The 17,639-nt window shown below is 45.8% G+C and carries 19 protein-coding genes; 14 read left to right on the top strand and 5 right to left on the bottom strand.

The annotated features are described in order from the left end of the window. Nucleotides 1-639: 639 nt before the first annotated feature. From ACFQ03_RS13680 to ACFQ03_RS13705, 6 genes are all read left to right on the top strand, one after another. Nucleotides 640-1,287, top strand: coding sequence for a TetR/AcrR family transcriptional regulator (locus ACFQ03_RS13680; RefSeq protein ID WP_379288770.1), 648 nt, complete (start codon nt 640-642; stop codon nt 1,285-1,287). After that, nucleotides 1,280-2,578, top strand: a complete 1,299-nt coding sequence (locus ACFQ03_RS13685; RefSeq protein WP_379288772.1) for an MFS transporter — start codon at nt 1,280-1,282, stop codon at nt 2,576-2,578. Before ACFQ03_RS13680 ends, ACFQ03_RS13685 begins: the two co-directional genes overlap by 8 nt. Further along, nucleotides 2,563-4,881 carry an ABC transporter permease gene (locus ACFQ03_RS13690; RefSeq protein ID WP_379288774.1) on the top strand — a complete coding sequence of 773 codons (2,319 nt, stop codon included), beginning with the start codon at nt 2,563-2,565 and terminating at the stop codon, nt 4,879-4,881. The genes ACFQ03_RS13685 and ACFQ03_RS13690 overlap by 16 nt, the downstream gene beginning before the upstream one ends. Before the next feature lie 4 nt (nt 4,882-4,885). Next, the gene (locus tag ACFQ03_RS13695) at nt 4,886-5,644 is read left to right on the top strand and encodes an ABC transporter ATP-binding protein (protein WP_379288776.1); all 759 of its coding nucleotides are present in this window, start codon (nt 4,886-4,888) and stop codon (nt 5,642-5,644) included. 579 nt (nt 5,645-6,223) lie between these two features. Beyond that, entirely contained in the window at nt 6,224-6,793 is a 570-nt protein-coding gene (locus tag ACFQ03_RS13700) for a hypothetical protein (protein ID WP_379288778.1), read from the top strand. A 38-nt stretch (nt 6,794-6,831) separates the two neighbouring features. After that, the gene (locus tag ACFQ03_RS13705; protein WP_144940061.1) at nt 6,832-7,587 is read left to right on the top strand and encodes an RQC domain-containing protein; all 756 of its coding nucleotides are present in this window, start codon (nt 6,832-6,834) and stop codon (nt 7,585-7,587) included. Nucleotides 7,588-7,607: 20 nt separating this feature from the next. Here ACFQ03_RS13705 and ACFQ03_RS13710 read toward each other — a convergent pair whose 3' ends face one another. Continuing rightward, nucleotides 7,608-8,420, bottom strand: a complete 813-nt coding sequence (locus ACFQ03_RS13710; RefSeq protein ID WP_222126724.1) for an alpha/beta fold hydrolase — start codon at nt 8,418-8,420, stop codon at nt 7,608-7,610. Between the two features lie 273 nt (nt 8,421-8,693). On the opposite strand from ACFQ03_RS13710, the gene ACFQ03_RS13715 reads away from it, so the two are divergent. Together ACFQ03_RS13715 and ACFQ03_RS13720 are read left to right on the top strand one after the other, a co-directional pair. Then, complete coding sequence (locus tag ACFQ03_RS13715) at nt 8,694-8,987, top strand: AbrB/MazE/SpoVT family DNA-binding domain-containing protein (RefSeq protein ID WP_379288781.1); 294 nt, start codon at nt 8,694-8,696, stop codon at nt 8,985-8,987. 1 nt (nt 8,988) lies between these two features. After that, nucleotides 8,989-9,381, top strand: coding sequence for a type II toxin-antitoxin system death-on-curing family toxin (locus ACFQ03_RS13720; RefSeq protein WP_144940065.1), 393 nt, complete (start codon nt 8,989-8,991; stop codon nt 9,379-9,381). A gap of 349 nt (nt 9,382-9,730) precedes the next feature. Here the strand turns inward: ACFQ03_RS13720 and ACFQ03_RS13725 are convergent, their stop codons facing one another. From ACFQ03_RS13725 to ACFQ03_RS13735, 3 genes are read right to left on the bottom strand one after another with little or no spacing between them, the layout of a single operon-like run. Continuing rightward, a complete protein-coding gene (locus ACFQ03_RS13725) occupies nt 9,731-10,201 on the bottom strand; it encodes an SRPBCC family protein (protein WP_144940066.1) in 471 nt (156 codons plus the stop codon). A gap of 30 nt (nt 10,202-10,231) precedes the next feature. After that, nucleotides 10,232-10,672 (bottom strand): SRPBCC family protein, encoded by a 441-nt coding sequence (locus tag ACFQ03_RS13730; protein ID WP_379288784.1) that lies wholly within the window; start codon nt 10,670-10,672, stop codon nt 10,232-10,234. A gap of 5 nt (nt 10,673-10,677) precedes the next feature. Then, entirely contained in the window at nt 10,678-11,175 is a 498-nt protein-coding gene (locus ACFQ03_RS13735; RefSeq protein ID WP_379288786.1) for a MerR family transcriptional regulator, read from the bottom strand. A 260-nt stretch (nt 11,176-11,435) separates the two neighbouring features. Here ACFQ03_RS13735 and ACFQ03_RS13740 point away from each other — a divergent pair, with 260 nt between their 5' ends. The 6 genes from ACFQ03_RS13740 (at nt 11,436) to ACFQ03_RS13765 (ending at nt 16,250) form a co-directional block, all read left to right on the top strand. Continuing rightward, on the top strand, nt 11,436-12,524 hold the full coding sequence (locus tag ACFQ03_RS13740) for a DUF4236 domain-containing protein (RefSeq protein WP_379288788.1): 1,089 nt from the start codon (nt 11,436-11,438) through the stop codon (nt 12,522-12,524). A gap of 98 nt (nt 12,525-12,622) precedes the next feature. After that, nucleotides 12,623-12,880: a hypothetical protein gene (locus tag ACFQ03_RS13745; RefSeq protein ID WP_144940076.1), complete on the top strand. Its 258-nt coding sequence runs from the start codon at nt 12,623-12,625 to the stop codon at nt 12,878-12,880. Then, nucleotides 12,877-13,260 (top strand): retropepsin-like aspartic protease, encoded by a 384-nt coding sequence (locus tag ACFQ03_RS13750; protein ID WP_144940078.1) that lies wholly within the window; start codon nt 12,877-12,879, stop codon nt 13,258-13,260. The genes ACFQ03_RS13745 and ACFQ03_RS13750 overlap by 4 nt, the downstream gene beginning before the upstream one ends. A gap of 331 nt (nt 13,261-13,591) precedes the next feature. Further along, nucleotides 13,592-14,215, top strand: a complete 624-nt coding sequence (locus tag ACFQ03_RS13755) for a hypothetical protein (RefSeq protein ID WP_144940080.1) — start codon at nt 13,592-13,594, stop codon at nt 14,213-14,215. A 188-nt stretch (nt 14,216-14,403) separates the two neighbouring features. Continuing rightward, nucleotides 14,404-14,838, top strand: a complete 435-nt coding sequence (locus tag ACFQ03_RS13760; RefSeq protein WP_379288791.1) for a UPF0158 family protein — start codon at nt 14,404-14,406, stop codon at nt 14,836-14,838. 71 nt (nt 14,839-14,909) lie between these two features. Further along, nucleotides 14,910-16,250, top strand: coding sequence for a tetratricopeptide repeat protein (locus tag ACFQ03_RS13765; protein ID WP_144940084.1), 1,341 nt, complete (start codon nt 14,910-14,912; stop codon nt 16,248-16,250). Between the two features lie 104 nt (nt 16,251-16,354). Here the strand turns inward: ACFQ03_RS13765 and ACFQ03_RS13770 are convergent, their stop codons facing one another. Then, complete coding sequence (locus tag ACFQ03_RS13770) at nt 16,355-17,476, bottom strand: glycoside hydrolase family 88 protein (RefSeq protein WP_144940086.1); 1,122 nt, start codon at nt 17,474-17,476, stop codon at nt 16,355-16,357. Nucleotides 17,477-17,639 lie beyond the last annotated feature (163 nt).

A 17,639-nucleotide genomic window follows, 5' to 3' on the forward strand; every position in this document is an offset into this window, starting at 1 on the left:
CCTCATCGTTGCCATACAACTAAGAAACTCCTTTTTTGCTGTCTAATTTTCTTAGTCCATTATAATTGGTACCTTGTCTTACAATTTGTTTTTTGATCAAATTAAGCTCATGTGTTTACTACGTGCTTCTTTAGTCAGTGGGTAGCCATTATATTTCCATCCTTTTATTTCGCAGAATTCATGATTTGTTTTCTATTATAGGCTTTTTAACTTTAAATGTTAAAGATAAATCCCTTAGTACTTTTATGGGAATACAAGAATATACCTTAATCCGAAGCAATAATATAAATATTGCAGTTAAGGATGATAGTAGCTCTTAATTTCAAGCCTGCATACTAGATAGGTCTCATCTTTGCTTTTTTCATGTATTAGGCCTAACCTATCTTCTTTAGGCGGTCAGTATAGTATTTGAGGGGGATGCTCATCGTCATCGAATAGGCTCTCGTTAGTAAGTGTAAGAGTAGACCCGCCTTCCGATGCCTCCCCCAAAACAACCGCATGAGCTCTAGAAAACATTACTTCATCCCCTCACTTTATTTACAAGCCTTATTTTTAACGTGATTCCCCCCCTTGACACCACCAAATAATATGTTACCATTTAACCGACAGGCAGTCGGTCTACAAATTGGGGGTCTACTAATGAGAGTGGTAAAAGAAGCTGATGAGCGAAGGAACGAAATTCTTGATGCGGCGGATGAGCTATTTGGTCAGAAGGGCTTTGACCGCACGAGTACCAACGATATTCTCGAGAAGGTCGGCATTGCGCGGGGAACGCTGTATTATCACTTCAAGTCGAAGGAAGATATTATGGATGCGCTGATTGAGCGGTATAGTGTCCGTCTATTGGGTGCGGCTCGGGAAATTGCCGAAGACCAGAGCATTCCCGTCGTCGAGCGTATTATTCGCGTGGTTAGGGCTATGAACCTAAACGGCGGAAGCAGCCAGGAAATTATGGAGCACATTCACAAGCCGCAGAACGCGCTTATGCATCAGAAAATCCAAAAGGTCATCATTCATGGCGTTCCGCCGATCCTGACGGGCATTATCCACGAGGGAATTGAGCAGGGAATGTTCAGCACGCCGTTTCCGTATGAGTGCATGGAAATGGTTGTGATCTATGCGAATACCGTTTTTGATGATGATCTGGTTACCCCGACGGACGAGGAGCGTTTGTCACGAATGCTGGCATTTATTTGCAATGTAGAAAGGCTGCTCGGTGCCGAAAGCGGAAGCTTGATGGACGCTATGAAGATGTTTGGTACAGGCGATGGAGCAGGGAATGAGTAACTCCGGAAAATCCTTCCGTAAATTTCTTCTATTGTGGTCGGGTCAGTTTGTTTCTGCCATAGGCAACGGGCTTACGGCGTTTGGGCTGGGAATTTACGTTTTCCAGCAGACGGGCAAGGCTTCGGCCATGGCGCTTGTTACCCTGCTTGCGTTTATGCCGTCGCTTCTCTTAAGCTCCTTTGCGGGAGTGCTGGCTGACCGCTATGACCGCAGGCTTTTGATGGTGTTAGGCGACAGTCTTTCCGCCATAGGACTTGTTTTCATCCTAATTTGTATGCTCGGCGGAGAAGCGCAGCTATGGCAAATTTGTGTGGGAGTGACCATTAGCTCCGTGTTCTCATCGCTGCTCGATCCCGCATATAAAGCGACGGTTACGGATTTACTTAGCGAGGAGCAGTATACGAAGGCAAGCGGTCTTGTCCAATTGGCGGGCTCGGCCAAATTTCTGATTTCTCCTATCATCGCGGGATTTTTGCTCGCCGTTTCGGATGTAAAACTGCTGCTTATCATCGATATTTGCACTTTTTTTGTCACCGTTGCAACGACGTTGGCTGTACGCAGCGGCCTGGCTTCCAAGACATACGAACAGGCTAAATCGTTTATCCATGATTTCAGAGAGGGTTGGCATGCCGTTTCTAAAAACAGAGGCGTGCTTGTTCTTGTGATCATCACATCAGCGCTGACCTTTTTCCTCGGATTTATTGAGACACTTTCCATCCCCATGCTGCTGGCTTTTACAGACAGTACCGTCATTGGAACGATTGAAACGATCGTCGCTTCGGGAATGCTTGTGTCGAGTGTGGTCATTGGATTTCTCCCAATAAAAAAGGGTTATGTGAAAATTCTTTCTGCTGCGCTATTTTGTGAAGGGTTGTTTATGGCGGTATTTGGATTTCGCGAAAATCTGATTTTGATCGGTGTTTCCGGATTTCTCTTCTTTGCGATGATGCCTTTGGCCAATGTTAGCCTGGATTTCCTGGTTCGCACCAATATTGATAATTCCGTTCAGGGGAGAGCCTGGTCACTTATCGGAATCATCTCTCAGCTTGGATTCGTTGCCGCTTATGCGCTGTCGGGAGTGCTGGCGGATTATGTGTTCACTCCTTTATTAGTGGAAGGTGGCGTGCTTGCGGACAGTGTCGGAAGGATCATCGGCACGGGCACCGGCAGAGGAACGGGCTTCCTCATTATCATCGCTGGAATGCTGTTATGTGTGACCTCCATAATTCTGTATAACTTAAAGTCGGTCCAAAAGCTTGAATCCAGAGGTGACTTATGTATTACAGAATAATCCGTAATGATCTATCCAAGAGCAAGCTGATCACCTTGACCACTACAATATTTGTTGCTGCTGCAGCTATGCTAGTTTCGCTTGCGGCCATCCTGTTCGTAAATCTTTCAGGAGCGCTAAATGAACTCATGATAACGGCGAAAACGCCGCATTTTCTGCAGATGCACTCGGGGGAAATCGATACTGATCGGCTTCATGCTTTCGCGGAGCAACATCCCGATGTGGATGAATTTCAGGTGCTTGAATTTCTTAATATAGACGGTTCGCAAATTCGATTTGGCGACCGTACGCTTGCGAATAGCGTTCAGGACAACGGATTCAGCATCCAGAGCGAGAAGTTCGATTATCTCCTTGATCTTGACGGTAATGTTATCGACGTATCCGACGGGGAGCTTTATGTTCCTATTAGCTACTTTAAGGACAACATCACCAAGGTCGGCGACAAGGCCGTAATAAGCGGGAAGGAATTTACGGTTGCCGGTTTTCTTCGGGATTCGCAGATGAATTCCGCGCTCGCCTCTTCCAAAAGGTTTCTGATCAGCACCAATGACTTCGAGGAGCTAAAAAATGCCGGAAATATAGAGTATCTGATCGAATTCAGATTAAAGGATTTGTCGAAGCTCAAAGACTTCGAAACGGCTTATGCTGCCGCAGGACTTGACGCGAACGGCCCCACGGTGACCTATCCGCTGTTCAAAATGATCAATGCCATTTCCGACGGGATGATGATAGGGGTCATTCTTTTGGTCAGCGTGCTTGTCGTTGCCATTGCCTTGATGTGCATACGCTTTACGCTCCTGGCGAAAATCGAAGACGATTACCGCGAAATTGGCGTTATGAAGGCTATAGGGATGCGCATCTCCGAAATTAAGAAGATTTATGTGGCGAAGTACGCGGCGATGGCGGCGATAGGCTGCATGCTAGGTTTTGCCCTTTCTTTTGTGTTCCAGGGCACGCTTCTTGAAAATATCCGGCTTTATATGGGGGAGAGCGAAAATTCATCTTTTGCCATGTTTTTCGGAATCATCGGCATTTTGCTTGTATTCCTTGCCATCATTGCCTATGTAAATGGAGTGCTGAGACGCTTTCGGAAAATATCGGCCGCCGAAGCTATCCGGTTTGGCACTTCACAGGAAAAAGCCGCGGGCACAAAGCGTTTTAGCCTGAGTGGAAACCGGCTGCTTCCCCTTAATATTTTTCTCGGGGTCAAGGATGTTCTCGCCCGGAAGAAGCTTTACGCCACCATGCTTGCGGTGCTTGTGATTTCAACATTTCTCATTATAGTTCCGCAGAACTTGCACAACACGATTTCCTCCAAAAGCTTCATCAAATATATGGGGATCGGCAGCAGCGATATACGCATTGACCTTCAGCAGACCGACCAAATTTCGGAAAAAGCGGCTGAAATCATCGAGACTATGAAAAGCGACAGCGCCATTTCGAAGTATGCTGTGCTGACAACCAAAACATTCAAAGTCAAGACGGCGGATGGCTCGGAGGAAAGGTTGAAAATTGAGCTCGGCGACCATTCCATTTTCCCTGTAGAATATTCCGAGGGCAGGGCGCCTGCCAATGAAGATGAAATTGCTCTGTCCACCTTGAACGCTGATGAGCTGAACATAAAGGTCGGCGATGGGATTACACTGCTGATGGAGGGGAAGGAAAAAGATCTCACGGTAAGCGGAATTTATTCCGACATTACCAACGGAGGGAAGACGGCCAAGGCTGTTCTCACCGCTCCTTCGGCGGACATTATGTGGTACGTGATCAGTGCGGAGCTTTCAGATCCGTCTCTAATCGCGAGTAAGGTTTCGGAATATGCGGGTCGATTTGGTTATGCGAAGGTTTCGGACATTGATGAATATATTGCGCAGACCTTCGGCTCTACAATAAGCTCTGTCGCAAAGGCCTCCAATTCAGCCATGGTTGTTGCTTTGGTTATAGCGGTGTTGGTAACCCTGTTGTTTATGAAAATGCTTGTCGCCAAAGACAGATATTCCATTGCCGTCATGAAAGCGTTCGGTTTGACCAGCTCGGATATTCAGGCGCAGTACATTTCGCGATCGGTATTCGTTCTGGTTGTCGGAATTTTCCTCGGGACCCTTCTGGCCAACACTCTCGGAGAGAAGCTTGCGGGCGCGGTGATCTCCTCCTTTGGAGCATCGACGTTTCATTTTACGATCAATCCGCTTGCTTCCTATCTGTTTAGTCCGGTGATGATGATAGGCTCGGTACTGATCGCAACAATCATCGGCACGTTCGGTGCGGGACAAATTAAAATTTCCGAAAATATAAAGGAGTAGGCCTATGAAGAAGATCATTATCGGAGATCGTATCGTCAAAACTTTCGGCGAGGGTGATGAGAAGCGCAATGTTCTCGACGGGGTGTCCGCCTATATAAACGAGGGCGAGTTCGTGGCGGTGATGGGACCCTCGGGTTCGGGAAAATCGACGCTGATGTTTGCGCTGAGCGGGACGGACGGGATTGATGGCGGGAAAGTCGTTGTTGACGGCAGGGATTTATCGGAGATGGGGGAGAATGAGCTTGCGGATTTGCGCCGAACCGAAATGGGATTTGTTTTCCAACAGCCGACGATGCTGAAAACTCTGAATATCCTCGACAACATCATTCTCCCATCCATGCGGGGCAGCAGAAAAAACGCTGCAGCAATTACGAAAAAAGCTAGAGCGCTTATGAGAAGGGTAGGTATTGCGGAGCTGGAAAATCGCGACATTACACAGGTATCCGGAGGCCAGCTTCAGCGTGCGGGCATATGCCGTGCGCTTATGAACAGCCCGAAAATTATATTCGGCGACGAGCCTACGGGTGCGCTCAACTCCAGCTCCGCGCAGGGGATTATGGACCTCTTTACCGAAATCAATGCGGAGGGTACGGCGGTAATGCTTGTAACCCACGACGCCAAGGTTGCGGCCAGGACGGAACGTATTATGTTCATGCGTGACGGAGCCATCGTCAGCGAATTGCAGCTTCCGAAGTTTGATGGGACGGGCATGGATGGCCGGGTCGAGAAAGTCACGATGAAAATGAGGGAAATCGGAATCTAATCTCGCCTCCACCAATACAAACAGAAAAGCGACCGTGCCAGGTCGCTTTTTACGTTCGGATCTGTCTCCAGAGGAGGTGTGTTTACCTTAATTTATCAAGTAAATTATAATAATAGTATGTTTTATAACGTTGTTTTCCATCGGAAAAAATAATTCTGTTCGACTCTAAGATGGATAAATATCTCCTGCATGTTTGCTTCTGAGACTTCCGCTGCAGAGGAGATAGTGTGGACAGTAAAGATAGGCCTTTGGTAAATAGCATCGATGAGTTTGCCAATAAAATTTTGAATCTTTCTGTACTCCCCAGGTGAACGATTACTTCTACGCACTTCATTTGACATAAGGGTTAGATGAATGGATTTAAATAGCCTTGTTGATATTGGAAGTAGGGAAAGTTTAACCCAAAAATGATTATAAATACAGAATTATAGATAACAGCGATCAAAAATAATGAAAAATGCACATTAGATAATGGGTTAGTGGGGTAACTCCCTCTATTCTGGAAGAGTTATGATGAAGAAAGTGGATTAATAAAGGCGGTTAAATGGTAGTGACCGCAATTTTGTGGGAGGGGATTCGTTGGGGAAGAAGAGAAAGAAAAGCGCAAGTACACCGCGAGTCAAAAGAATGAACAGAAACAGCCGGCTGCAGTCAGCTGCAGCAAGTTGGCTCAAGTCTTATAACGGGACTTGCCACATCCGTGCTTATCGCAAATATTTTGGCGTTGACGCAGGAACGGCCATTGCAGAGCTCCGTATACTGGGAGTGCCGCTAACCGATGATGCCGTTCGGAAGGCTAAAGAAAGTGAGAAGGCTTCTACAAGAGCAAAACAAGCCCGCAAGGAAAAGAGGCTGCAACGCCGGCAAGAGCGACAAGGAGGCGAAGATCCGTGGTCTGACGAGACATTTGCATATATTGCCGGGTATACGGGATGGGGGTTTCCGTATGGTATTACATGGGAAGAAATGGAGAGGTTTGCCGATCAGGACAGCCTTGATGCTACTCTCCCTCCCCGAACATGGAAGTCACCGCACCCCCAAACGGATGAGATCTGGTTTATCGCAAGGCCGGAAGAGGAGGTGCCTTTTGACCTTGAAGAGTTTTTGCGGTATCACGCCGAGGCAGACAAATCAGTAACGAAGTTTTGACAAATTAAACGGGAAGGAAAGGAAGAACCTGAAAACCAATGAAAAAACAAATGAAAAATCAAATGAAACCATTGCCGGATCCTGAACTGCGGGCTATTCTGCGAGCGGCCGATGACATCATTGGCGAAGGCGGAAGGACGCTTCTCTCAAAAATTTTGAAAGGTTCAAAGGAACGAAAGCTGCTGGAACTTGGATTAGATCGAAATCCTTCGTATGGTTACTATAAGGACCTTACATTAGAACAGATCATGGATAAAGTGGATCATATGATTCGGACAGGCTTTCTGGCAACGGAGGTCTATGGCAAGTATTCTACAATTGTATTTACTTCGCGTGGATGGGCGATCGAAAGGGAAAGAAGGGCTGAGGAGTTCCTGCAGGAGTGGGATTACTGGCTGGAGAATAGCGTAGCTCCACTCAACATGGAGTACTTGAAAGAACGAAATCGGGGCATGATGTTCTTGTTTTTGTACAAAATTTTATGCTCCAGAAATAAGAAGTATATTCCGTTTTTAACTTTGTGGGAACGCATCGATTTTAAAAAAGTTCAGGCTGAAATTCGTAATGTGATCCAAGCACTGAAACAGAGCGATGATATGGATGATGTGGAATGGAACCAGTTATTGAAGGAACGGGCCCAATCACTAATTATTCGCTCACGCGACCCGATAATATTGGCGTGTCAGTCATGCGGCGGGCCATTTGTATTTGATGAGACGAATCCTGAATATTACACGAGTGAAGGTTTACGGTTTCCAGACGAGTGTCCAAGCTGCGTGGAAGATCGTCTTTAAAACGCCGAAATGATTACATTTTATCTGTCAGTGCTTCTATTTAACAGAAATTCAAGGACCGAATGATTGAATTCATGGGGCTCCTCGATAAATGGGAGGTGTCCGCAGTCCTCCATCATAATTTTAGACGATTGCTTTATGTTCTGGTGTAAGGTTTCAGCCGTCTTTATGTTAAATGGATGGTCTTGATCGGCAATGATGATAAGGGTCGGGATGTTAATCTCATGTAATCGGCTGATGGCGTAAGGTTTAGCAGGAACTGAGAGATTTGGGGAGAATCGACAGAAGTTGTTAGTGTTCCTGACATTGGTGAGGACTCTTCGTAGAGCCTCTTCTTTTTTCTCAGAAGGAAAGAAATATTGCCAGTAATCATTAGTGATGAAGGATTCGATAGCCTTCTCGCGTCCTTTCAGACGAACAAGGATATAATTTTTAATTCCTTGCCACATCATATTCCTGGGATAAGGATGACCGTTTATGGAGGGTGAGACCAGAATAAGGGCTTGAACTAGGTCAGGGTACGTGAGAGTAAAGTCTATAGCAACGCCTCCACCCAAGGAAGAGCCGATTAGAGTAACTTTATGCAGCTTTAAGGAATCAATAAGTGCTTTCAAGTCATCGACATTGGAGAATGAAGATTTTGGCGTGCTGGAAAGACCGTATCCCCGTAAATCATAACGAATGATTTTATAATATGTGGACAAAGCAGCAGCCTGCTCGTTCCAGATTTGAGAATCGTTGAAATTTCCGTGTATCAGAACAACAGAATCGCCCTTTCCCGAAACGGTATAATAAAGCTGCCCATCGTTTAAGTTTAAATAGTCCCTAGCCATAAAATTAATCCTCCCCCACCTAGGCTTTCTTCTATAATGAATAACTATATGATTCCATAGAACGATAGTTACGGTCAATTAATGCTACTTTAATCAAAAAAGGCGGCATTTTACAATGCAAAGGAGCCCGCTAAATCCCCTATTTAAACTGCGAATGTCTGCTTTATGTCCTCAGAAAGATTTGATAAAATGTAAGTATGTTATAAAAGTTATTACTGTTATAAGGTATAACTGTTTGAACGCTGATCATACTATAGAAGCGGAGAATATAAAATGAATGGTGTGGTCAAAATGCCAAACGATAAGCGGAAAATGACTCGTTATACCCGGAAGGTAGGGAGAATGGGAAACAGCTTGGGCGTTAGTTTGCCTAAAAGACTTGCTGAAAGGTTAGAGGTTTCCCAAGGAGATGAAATTGAATTTATCGAGAATGATCATGGTGAAGTTGTGCTAAAAAAAGTAAGGCAAAGTAAATTGCCTGAGAATGTCCGTCCTGAAGTTTTAGAAGCTTTCTTTGATGTATTTGAAGAAGACGAAGGTATTCTTGAAGACCTTAGGGATAGATGATATGACGAAGTTTTTGACGAAAGAAGAGATAATTACAGCACATTATTTCATGATGAAGAGGATGAATGACGCGGAGCAAGCGGGAGTAAAGGACCACGGTCAGCTGGACTCTGCGGTACATAGCCCCCAACAAAGTGTTTTTGGAGAAGATGCTTACCCATCCTTATTTGATAAGGCTGCTGCATTGTTGGAATCCCTGGTCAAAAATCATTGCTTTCATAATGGCAATAAGCGGACAGCCTATCTGGTCACAAAATCATTCCTGCTGTTGAACGGATATCATCTGCGAATGGAACGGAAATATGCAGTAGAGTTTATAGTCGATATTGCCAAAGGAGTGCATACATTAGAGGCTATCACTCACATTCTGGAAGAGCATTCCGTTGACAGGTGATTTTTAAAGGAGTAATGCCCAAGTGACCATCGGTAGAAAGCCTGTGGCATTGGGGCGTTCATTTGGTGCACCTCCGTTTTTAACGAGTTAAGTTTACTAACCGAGCTTATCTTTTGTTCATCACATCAAGCTAAAAAGCCGATTTTACCCTGCGAAAGTTGAGTTATTAAGACAATTTGGCAAAAGGTAATATCACGCATAACTTGAACCTGCTTATATATTTTTGGTGATGCCCTTTAGTCAAAAAAACTGTATCTTTTGGCGGGGGACGTCACGGTACTTTATTTGTACATGAAAAAACCGGCCTTTCGGCCGGCGCGATCTCGTGGAAAAGGTGCCAGGGTGGTTCTCAGACGGACATCTTCTGCAATTGCGCTTCGAGCCGGTCAAGATTTTGCTCGTTGGCTGGAAGTGCGATTTTCTTAATGGCGTTAAATACGGCAGCGTTTTCGAAAAGCTGGCGCCAAGTCAGTCTGGTTTTGCCGCCAATATCCTCGAAGGTTGCCGTGAGCTGATAATAGGGGGCACAAAGATGCCGCAGCACGATTCGTTCGGGCCCAATTTCGACGAATTCGCTTTTGTTGGGATAATTGACTCCGTTCGGTCCGTGCATCACAAACTCCCATATTCCTCCCGGCCGTAAATCAAATACGTGAAAAGTGTTCGTAAATCCGTCCGGACCCCACCACTGTGCCAAATGCTCGGGCTTTGTCCAGGCTTCGTAAACGAGAGCAGGGGATGCATTGATCACCCGCGTTGTTACCAATTCGTATTCTTCCGCTGCACTGCTTTCGTTGTTTGCCGCACGGTTTTCCGTCATGTCCGATCCTCCTTCGCATGTTAAGGTAGGCTAGCCGATCTCCAACTGCACACCAAGCTTATCCAGCATCTCCTTGGTACCGTGCTCGCGCAGATCCGGCGTATCGTGGCCGTCCAGGAAGACGCCTTGCTCGGTGAAAATCAGCTTGGTGCCTCCACCCTCCGGCTTGAACTCGACGGTCGTTGCGGATACGGAAATCCGCGTATCATCCATATCCAAAGTATAGGTGTAAACGATGCGCTCGTCCGGCACAATGTCGTGGTACCGGGCATCGAAGGTAAATACCGGTCCGCCGGGAGGCCCTCCTTGACTGCTTTCTCCACCGCCGACACGGAAGTCAAACTCATCCGCTTTCGAAAACCACTGCCCTTTCAGGCTGGAGTCCGACCAGTAGGCAAAAACCTTAGCCGGCGAGGCTTTATACACCCGTTCGACAACGAAAGTGTTATGAACGGCAGATCGTTCGTTCATGATTTTCAGCTCCCTTGATTCGATTCGTCGGGATCTATGTCGAGGAAGTCGCCCAGCAGGTCCAGGTGATGCTCCCAAGTCATCCGACGTTCGAGGATCATTTTTCCACGGCTCTTCTTCATCATTTCTAATAATGCTGTAAAATCTTCGACGGTCACAGGTTGTTTTAAATGCATCTGATTCGAAACATATTCCAGTTCGGCCAGAAGCTTTTGCTGTATCCGGATAGTTTCTTTCAGACGGGCAATTTGCAGCGACACGATTTCCAGCGGACTGAAGTGTCCGCCGATTACTATGGATTTAATCTCCTCCAGCGATAAGCCGAGCTCCTTTAACGATAAAATTTGCTGCAATCTCGACAGGTCGGCTTCGTTATACAGCCTGTGCCCCGAATCGGAATGTGCCGACGGAGAAAACAGGCCGATCTGATCGTAAAACCTCAATGTTCGTATCGTGAGCCCCGTGAGCTTAGCAAGCTCTCCCACCTTCCAAAGCGGCTTCATAATCACCTCTTTTTGGCTGCGCATCTGTTTACCGGTAACTATACTATAAAACATGACGTTACGTCACGTGTAAGTGTTAAAATACAGTCGCGATTTGCTAGATTTTGTAATAAAATAGGATAGACTGTCATTTTGAGAGAAGGAAACTACCGGATGGTGTGGAAGTATATAGCGAATAAGGAATAAGGGTTGCTACTTAACTAGAAATTTTAACTCTCGATAGAAATACCTTAAGCAGGCTTGTGACGAGGAGGGTTAAGATGAGCTTTTATTCAAGAAAATCAGTGTCGTTTGGTGGAGTTAGATTGACTTTTTCCAAGTCGGGAATAGGGGCTTCGGTGGGCATTAGAGGATTTCGTATTGGGACAGGGCCACGTGGTAACTACATTCGTATCGGTACAAATGGGCTTTCTTACAAAACCATGATCGGAAAAGGGAAAAGTCGGGAGGGGACACGGGATAATCCTGCCTCATACGGCAACGGAACTATCAACCAGCCTTCCGATGTTATCATGCATGAAATTGAAAGCAGGGATGCGCTAGAGATCTTTGACTCCAGTTCTCAGGAAATACTAAGTGAGATTAATCGGAAATATAAAAAGTTTCCTCTGTGGACATTAGGAGTAGCTATAGCGGCCCTGCTTAGCTCGTCATCATATATGTATTTAGGTCTGTTGTCGATTGTTGCCTCTATCTTGCTAGATAGATACAGGAAAACCACCACAATAATATATGATATTGATGAAGCAACAGAATCAAAAATACAAGCATTTTATGATTCGTTCAATGACATTATGAGTGCAGATAGAAAGTGGCATATATCGGCATCTGGGGATGTTACGGATAGGAAATATCATGCAGGAGCTTCTACACTCATTGCGAGAAGTAGTATTTCCATTAATTACTCCATACCCAAGTACATAAGAACGAACGTTAAAGTGCCTTGTATCCCGGTTGGGAAGCAGAAACTCTATTTTTTTCCCGACAAAATCTTAATTGTACAGAGAAGACAAGTTGGTGCTGTTAGTTACGGTCGTATTAGAGTGGAATGCACGGAAACCCGATTTATTGAAGAAGGCGCGGTACCCGGAGATACAACGGTTGTGGATCATACCTGGAGGTATGTAAATAAAAATGGAGGGCCGGATAGAAGGTTTAAAAACAACAGGCAGCTCCCTATAGTCCTTTATTCACAACTTCATTTTAGCAGCAATACTGGATTAAATGAGTTAGTTCACGTTTCGCGGCCTGGTGTAGGTAACGGATTAAAGCAGTATTTGAATGAGTATGACTTTTCTTATACAAAAGATAGATTAAGTTCAGCACACTCTTCGGTCGCGACCCATTAATCAAATCATCATTTATACTATCTATCCGCATCTATCTTCGGCTAGGCATTATGCTATACTGAGAGTATATACAAATCAAGTCTCCGGAGGTGGCCAAGATGCGATGGGAAGAGGTTCGTGAGCAATTTCCTGACGAGTGGGTGGTGTGCGAGGCGATAAAGTCCCGTTCGGAGGACGGATACTGGCTTATCGATGAGGTGGCTGTCATTGACCGATTTGAAGATTCAAGTGTCGCCATGAAACGCTACTATGAGTTGCATCGGGCACAGCCTTACCGGGAGTACGGTTTTTTTCACACATCTCGCAAAAAGCTAAAGCTTCGGGAGAAATGGGCGGGGGTTCGCGGGCCTAGATGAACATTCATGTGAGGTACGGACTACCTTTTATCGAAGTTACCATTTGTTACCGTGGTGAAGATCTTCGTTTAAGGAATGTATTGTTGGATACAGGGTCGGCAGGAACGATTTTCAACGCAGATGTAGTAGGTAACATTGGGGTTAAGATTGAGCCGGGTGACTTTTTAAACAGAATCAGGGGCGTAGGTGGAGTAGAAGTCGTTTATTCCAAATTATTTGATTTTGTAAGGATTGGGGAAGTTACTCTGGAAGGCTTTGAAGTAGAGATCGGAGAAATGAACTACGGCATGGAGATTGACGGCATCCTTGGCTTTGATTTTATCCATTCTGCCGGTTTAGTGATTGATTGCAGAGAATTGACAGTGGCTGAAAGAGATTGAGTTGAGCCACTCTCCAAAACAAAATAAACTACATGCGGAGGCGAATTGTGGATTTGTAATTCACAGATCGCCTCTATTCATAGCAAGAGATCTGTTGCAATTGCACGAAATCAATTCCATTTAGCTTCAAGAAAAAATGATAAGAGCAGTAAAGGTGGTTCTCTTATTTGCTGGAAGGGGTGCTTCTGTCCCAAGGACTCACTCAGGTCAACCACTCCCTACTCCCAAAAATCTAGTCGCAATTTGCTAGATTTTGTAATAAAATAGGATGGACTGTCATTTAGAGAGAGAATACCGGAGCCGATCTGGGAAATAAAAAAGGGTGGAAGTTGTGAGAGGAAAACTGTTTGTTGTTCTGTCGGTTGCTGCTTTGATGTTTACAGGCTGCTCGGAGCCGAAACAGAAGAGCGGGGAGAATGCTCCTGTTGTCGAGGATGGCGCCAATAAGGGGGAAACGGGGAAAGAGAAGGTGGAGAACAAATCCACTACTGTAGAGATTACATTGCCCGCATCCATGTTCCAAGGTGAACAAAATATCGAAAACACCATTGCCAAAGCTAAAGAACAAGGTGTTGACGAGGTAAAAAAGAATGATGACGGATCACTCACTTATACCATGTCGAAGGACACTCATTCCAAGATCTTGGGTGAAATGAGAGATAGTCTTACCCAAAGCATTGAGGAGTTGAAAAGCGGACAAGATTTTAAATCGATCAAAGATGTGATCCCTAATGACTCCTTTTCGGAGGTCACCTTTGTCGTAGACAGGGCTGCTTATGAAAAGAGCTTCGACGGATTCGCATCCATAGGCATTGCTATAGCGGCTATGTACTATCAAATATTCGAAGGCGCGTCAGACGAGAGTAAAGTAGCTATTAAGCTTCAAGACGAGAGTACTAAAGAAGTTTTTAAAACGATAGAGTATCCGGATGCCCTCAAAAATCCGGGTAAATAAATACATTAACCATGTTGAGACGCTCTCTTGGGCGTCTTTTTCCATGTGCTTGCATGAATTTCGGAAGCTGTGCGGAGTTCAATGTTATCATAAATGTTTCATTGACCACAGAAAAACAAATGTTTAACCAGATATCATTCTGCTAAACTATAAGTATATGTTTGAAATCGAAAGAGGGTTTGACTGATATGAAGTTAATGGATGAGCTTGTTGATGCCTACCTGGATAACAACTTCGAGCATCCTTATTACCTGGATCTGTATACCGGACAAGTTATTTTGGATATAGACGAAGCTTATACAGGGGAGCCTGGCATCGACTGGGATGACGAGGAGAATGAAGAACGTTATATCGACATTCCAAAGATCGATTCGAATGAGGCATTTTATGTGATGACGAAATTTGCCCAGCGTACCGAATCCGATCCCGAGGACAGGCTGTTCGACGCTCTTAATGGCCATCGACCTTTTCGCAGGTTTAAGGATGTGCTTTACGAATTGGATCTATGGGACGAATGGAACAAATTCGAATACAAGCATGCGGAAGAAATGATTAAATCCTGGATGGAGAGGCTCGATATCGACTATAATGAACTGAACGAAAAGCACAAGGCCAATCACTAGGATAGCGGATATTCGGAAAATTACCAATCGAGTGATCGACCTAATCATCATACGAAGGGCGGGAAATCTATATGGCAAATACCCATGCGGCCATTAATCCTTTGCTGATCGCTACCTTGACAGGAGAACCCCTTTCAGGTATTCCGCATATTCCGACGGTCAAATGGTTGCCCGGCAAACTTGCGAAGCTTATTGCCAAGCATAAAAAGAAAATAAGCCCCCCGTTTGAGGCTAACAAAATGATGTTAATTTGTGGTCATTGTGGGAGAAAAGGACAATACGATCTCGGATTAATTGCTTTCAATGTGGGACATGGGCAGTCAAATAGTCAAGATCAACATGAAAGCATGTTCGATCATATACAAACTACGGGATATTTTCGATGCAAACAATGTAACGGAGCAGGCCTTTGGGAGACCAAGGATCCGTTTCTTCTATTAAGTTGGTTGTTAAAGGCGACTGCAGGCGAGGAGGAAGATTCCTCTAGCTTCATGATAGGCCAAATTCAACTATATGACGGTACTACTCCTAGATGGGCAACCGACGCGGAAGATAACTTTCTGAAAAAACTTGGTGAAAACAGTCAGGACGGATATTTGTGGAATCGGTTGGGCAACTTGTACTCGAAAGGGGGGAGACCGGAGCTGGCTACTGCAGCTTACGAGAAATCTATTGAAGTAGACCCGACTCAAGTAGAATCTCATTACTCACTCGGCCAATTATTAATTGAGGTGGACGAGCCCGAAGCAGCGGCTTATCATTACAGGATGATGCTGATATACGCTCGGAACTATACCAAGCTCCCCATTCTTGATCTAAGGAAAATGTTAGCGATCGGACTGTGGCACTCATTTGATATTCATATGAAATCAGGCCACAACATTCCATTTATACCGATCAAGGAAGAAATTGAGGCACTGGATTCTTTTAAAGAGGCGGCAGCAGGGGCTGAGCACCAGATATTGGAATTACAGGACCTGGAGGTATTCCCGGACGATCCGGAATCCTTCTACCCAATAGCGGAAATGTATTTGGGGCCCAGAAAGGAAGAAATTCCACCCAGTGAGAGAACTCTGGATACCTATCTTCGGCGAGCGAAGCAGGGGGGGATGAAGCCGGCTTCGGACCGTTTGGCAACTCCGTTAGGTAAGGGCGACAACTCCATCGTCGCCTATGTAAGGTCCGAAGAGAGGGCTGGGAAAATTCTGCGGCTCTGTGACCGATACGGGCTTCCATGCATCGTCGAAATTAATTACATGGAAGACTTATCCGACCTTAGAAAAGCACTAATGCAAAAACTCACCCCATCCAATGTCTATGCTTCATGTCCATGCGGCAGCGGTCAGAAGTTCAAGTTTTGTTGCGCAGCCAAGCTGAAACATTTTGATTTAGAGCAGTGGATAGGGGAATGAAGCGTAATAATAGGATTACAAATATGGAACGGAGAAATTAGCTCGTCGGCAAAAATTGCGATTCAAGCCCCCCTGACCATCTATGGCCGGGGGGCTGTTGCAGGTTAGAACAACCCGGGGTGACCGTGCAGCTTGCCGAGTGCCTCTACAAAATAGTAATCCCCATAAATAATCGGCACGTTAACATGTTTGTTGACGGGATACGATACGGTTCCTTTGGTCAGAATGGCATCCTGCCGGCCGCTGAAGTCGGCGTAGTTGTCATACAGCCCTTTGAGTATAGCCAGTGCCCTTTCGTAGTAGAAGGACTTCTCGGACTCCTCTTCCATCAGGGCACTCAGTTCGAGCAGGCCGCTTGCCGTACAGGCGGACGCTGTGGAATCCCGGGCGAACTTATCCTTGTCTTCCGATCTGAAATCCCAATAAGGGACTTGATCTTCAGGAAGATGGGACAAGAAGTAATTTGCGATATTTTGGGCTGCTAACCGGTATTCCGGTTTGCCTGTTTCGCGCGCCGCAATGGCGAAGCCGTAGATGGCCCAGGCTTGGCCTCTCGACCACGCGGAATCCGGGCCGAGTCCCTGTCCTCCCAGGTTCTCGATTTTCTCACCCGTCTCCGGGTCAAAGCTTACTATGTGAGGGACAGTCCAGTCCTCCCTTACAAAATGCTTGAGCACCGTATCCGCATGCGCCACGGCAATATGCCTGAAGCGGGGATCGCTCGTCTCCTTCGATGCCCAGAACAGCAGCGGCAGATTCATAAGGCAGTCGATAATGGCCCAGCCCGTGCTGTTCGGGTCCACACGATCCGTCCATGCCCGGATAAACTGCCCCTTAAGGTTGAAGCGGCCTGCCAAATGGCTGGCTGCGATCAGGCCCGTTCTCCGGGATTCTTCATTTCCCGTCCACTGATAGTTAACGACAGCCGTCGGCAGGTACATAAATCCGACATCATGATGAATATCATAAAAATCATGCAGCGGAACGTTCAGCTTCTGTTCGATCGTTTCCGCAAGCTCTCTCAAAGACTCCTCTTTCGTTTCGCGATAGGCCAGCCACAGCAAGCCTCCCCAAAATCCGGAAGTCCAGAAGGAGGCTTCCTCACAATTGTAGCTTCCATTCAAGCATACATGCGGGAAGCTCGCTCCGATTTTCCGGCTTACGGTCCGGATCTTGTTCAAGGATTCCGTATATGCATGGTTCAGCCAATCCGGTCTATGGTCCATTGGATGATTACTCCTTTCTTACTGGAAATGATGCCGAGATTGCGCTTTCATTGTAATCCTTAAGGAGGTCGAGGTACATCCTTACTATTGGCTGTAGTCGCCAAAAACGGCACTGCAGCGCGGGTTTTGGGCGAAGAACAGAAATTGAATACGGACTGCAAAA

Origin of the sequence: Paenibacillus residui (assembly GCF_042677205.1) — a bacterium.
In the GTDB taxonomy this organism is placed as follows: Bacteria; Bacillota; Bacilli; order Paenibacillales; family NBRC-103111; genus Paenibacillus_L; species Paenibacillus_L residui.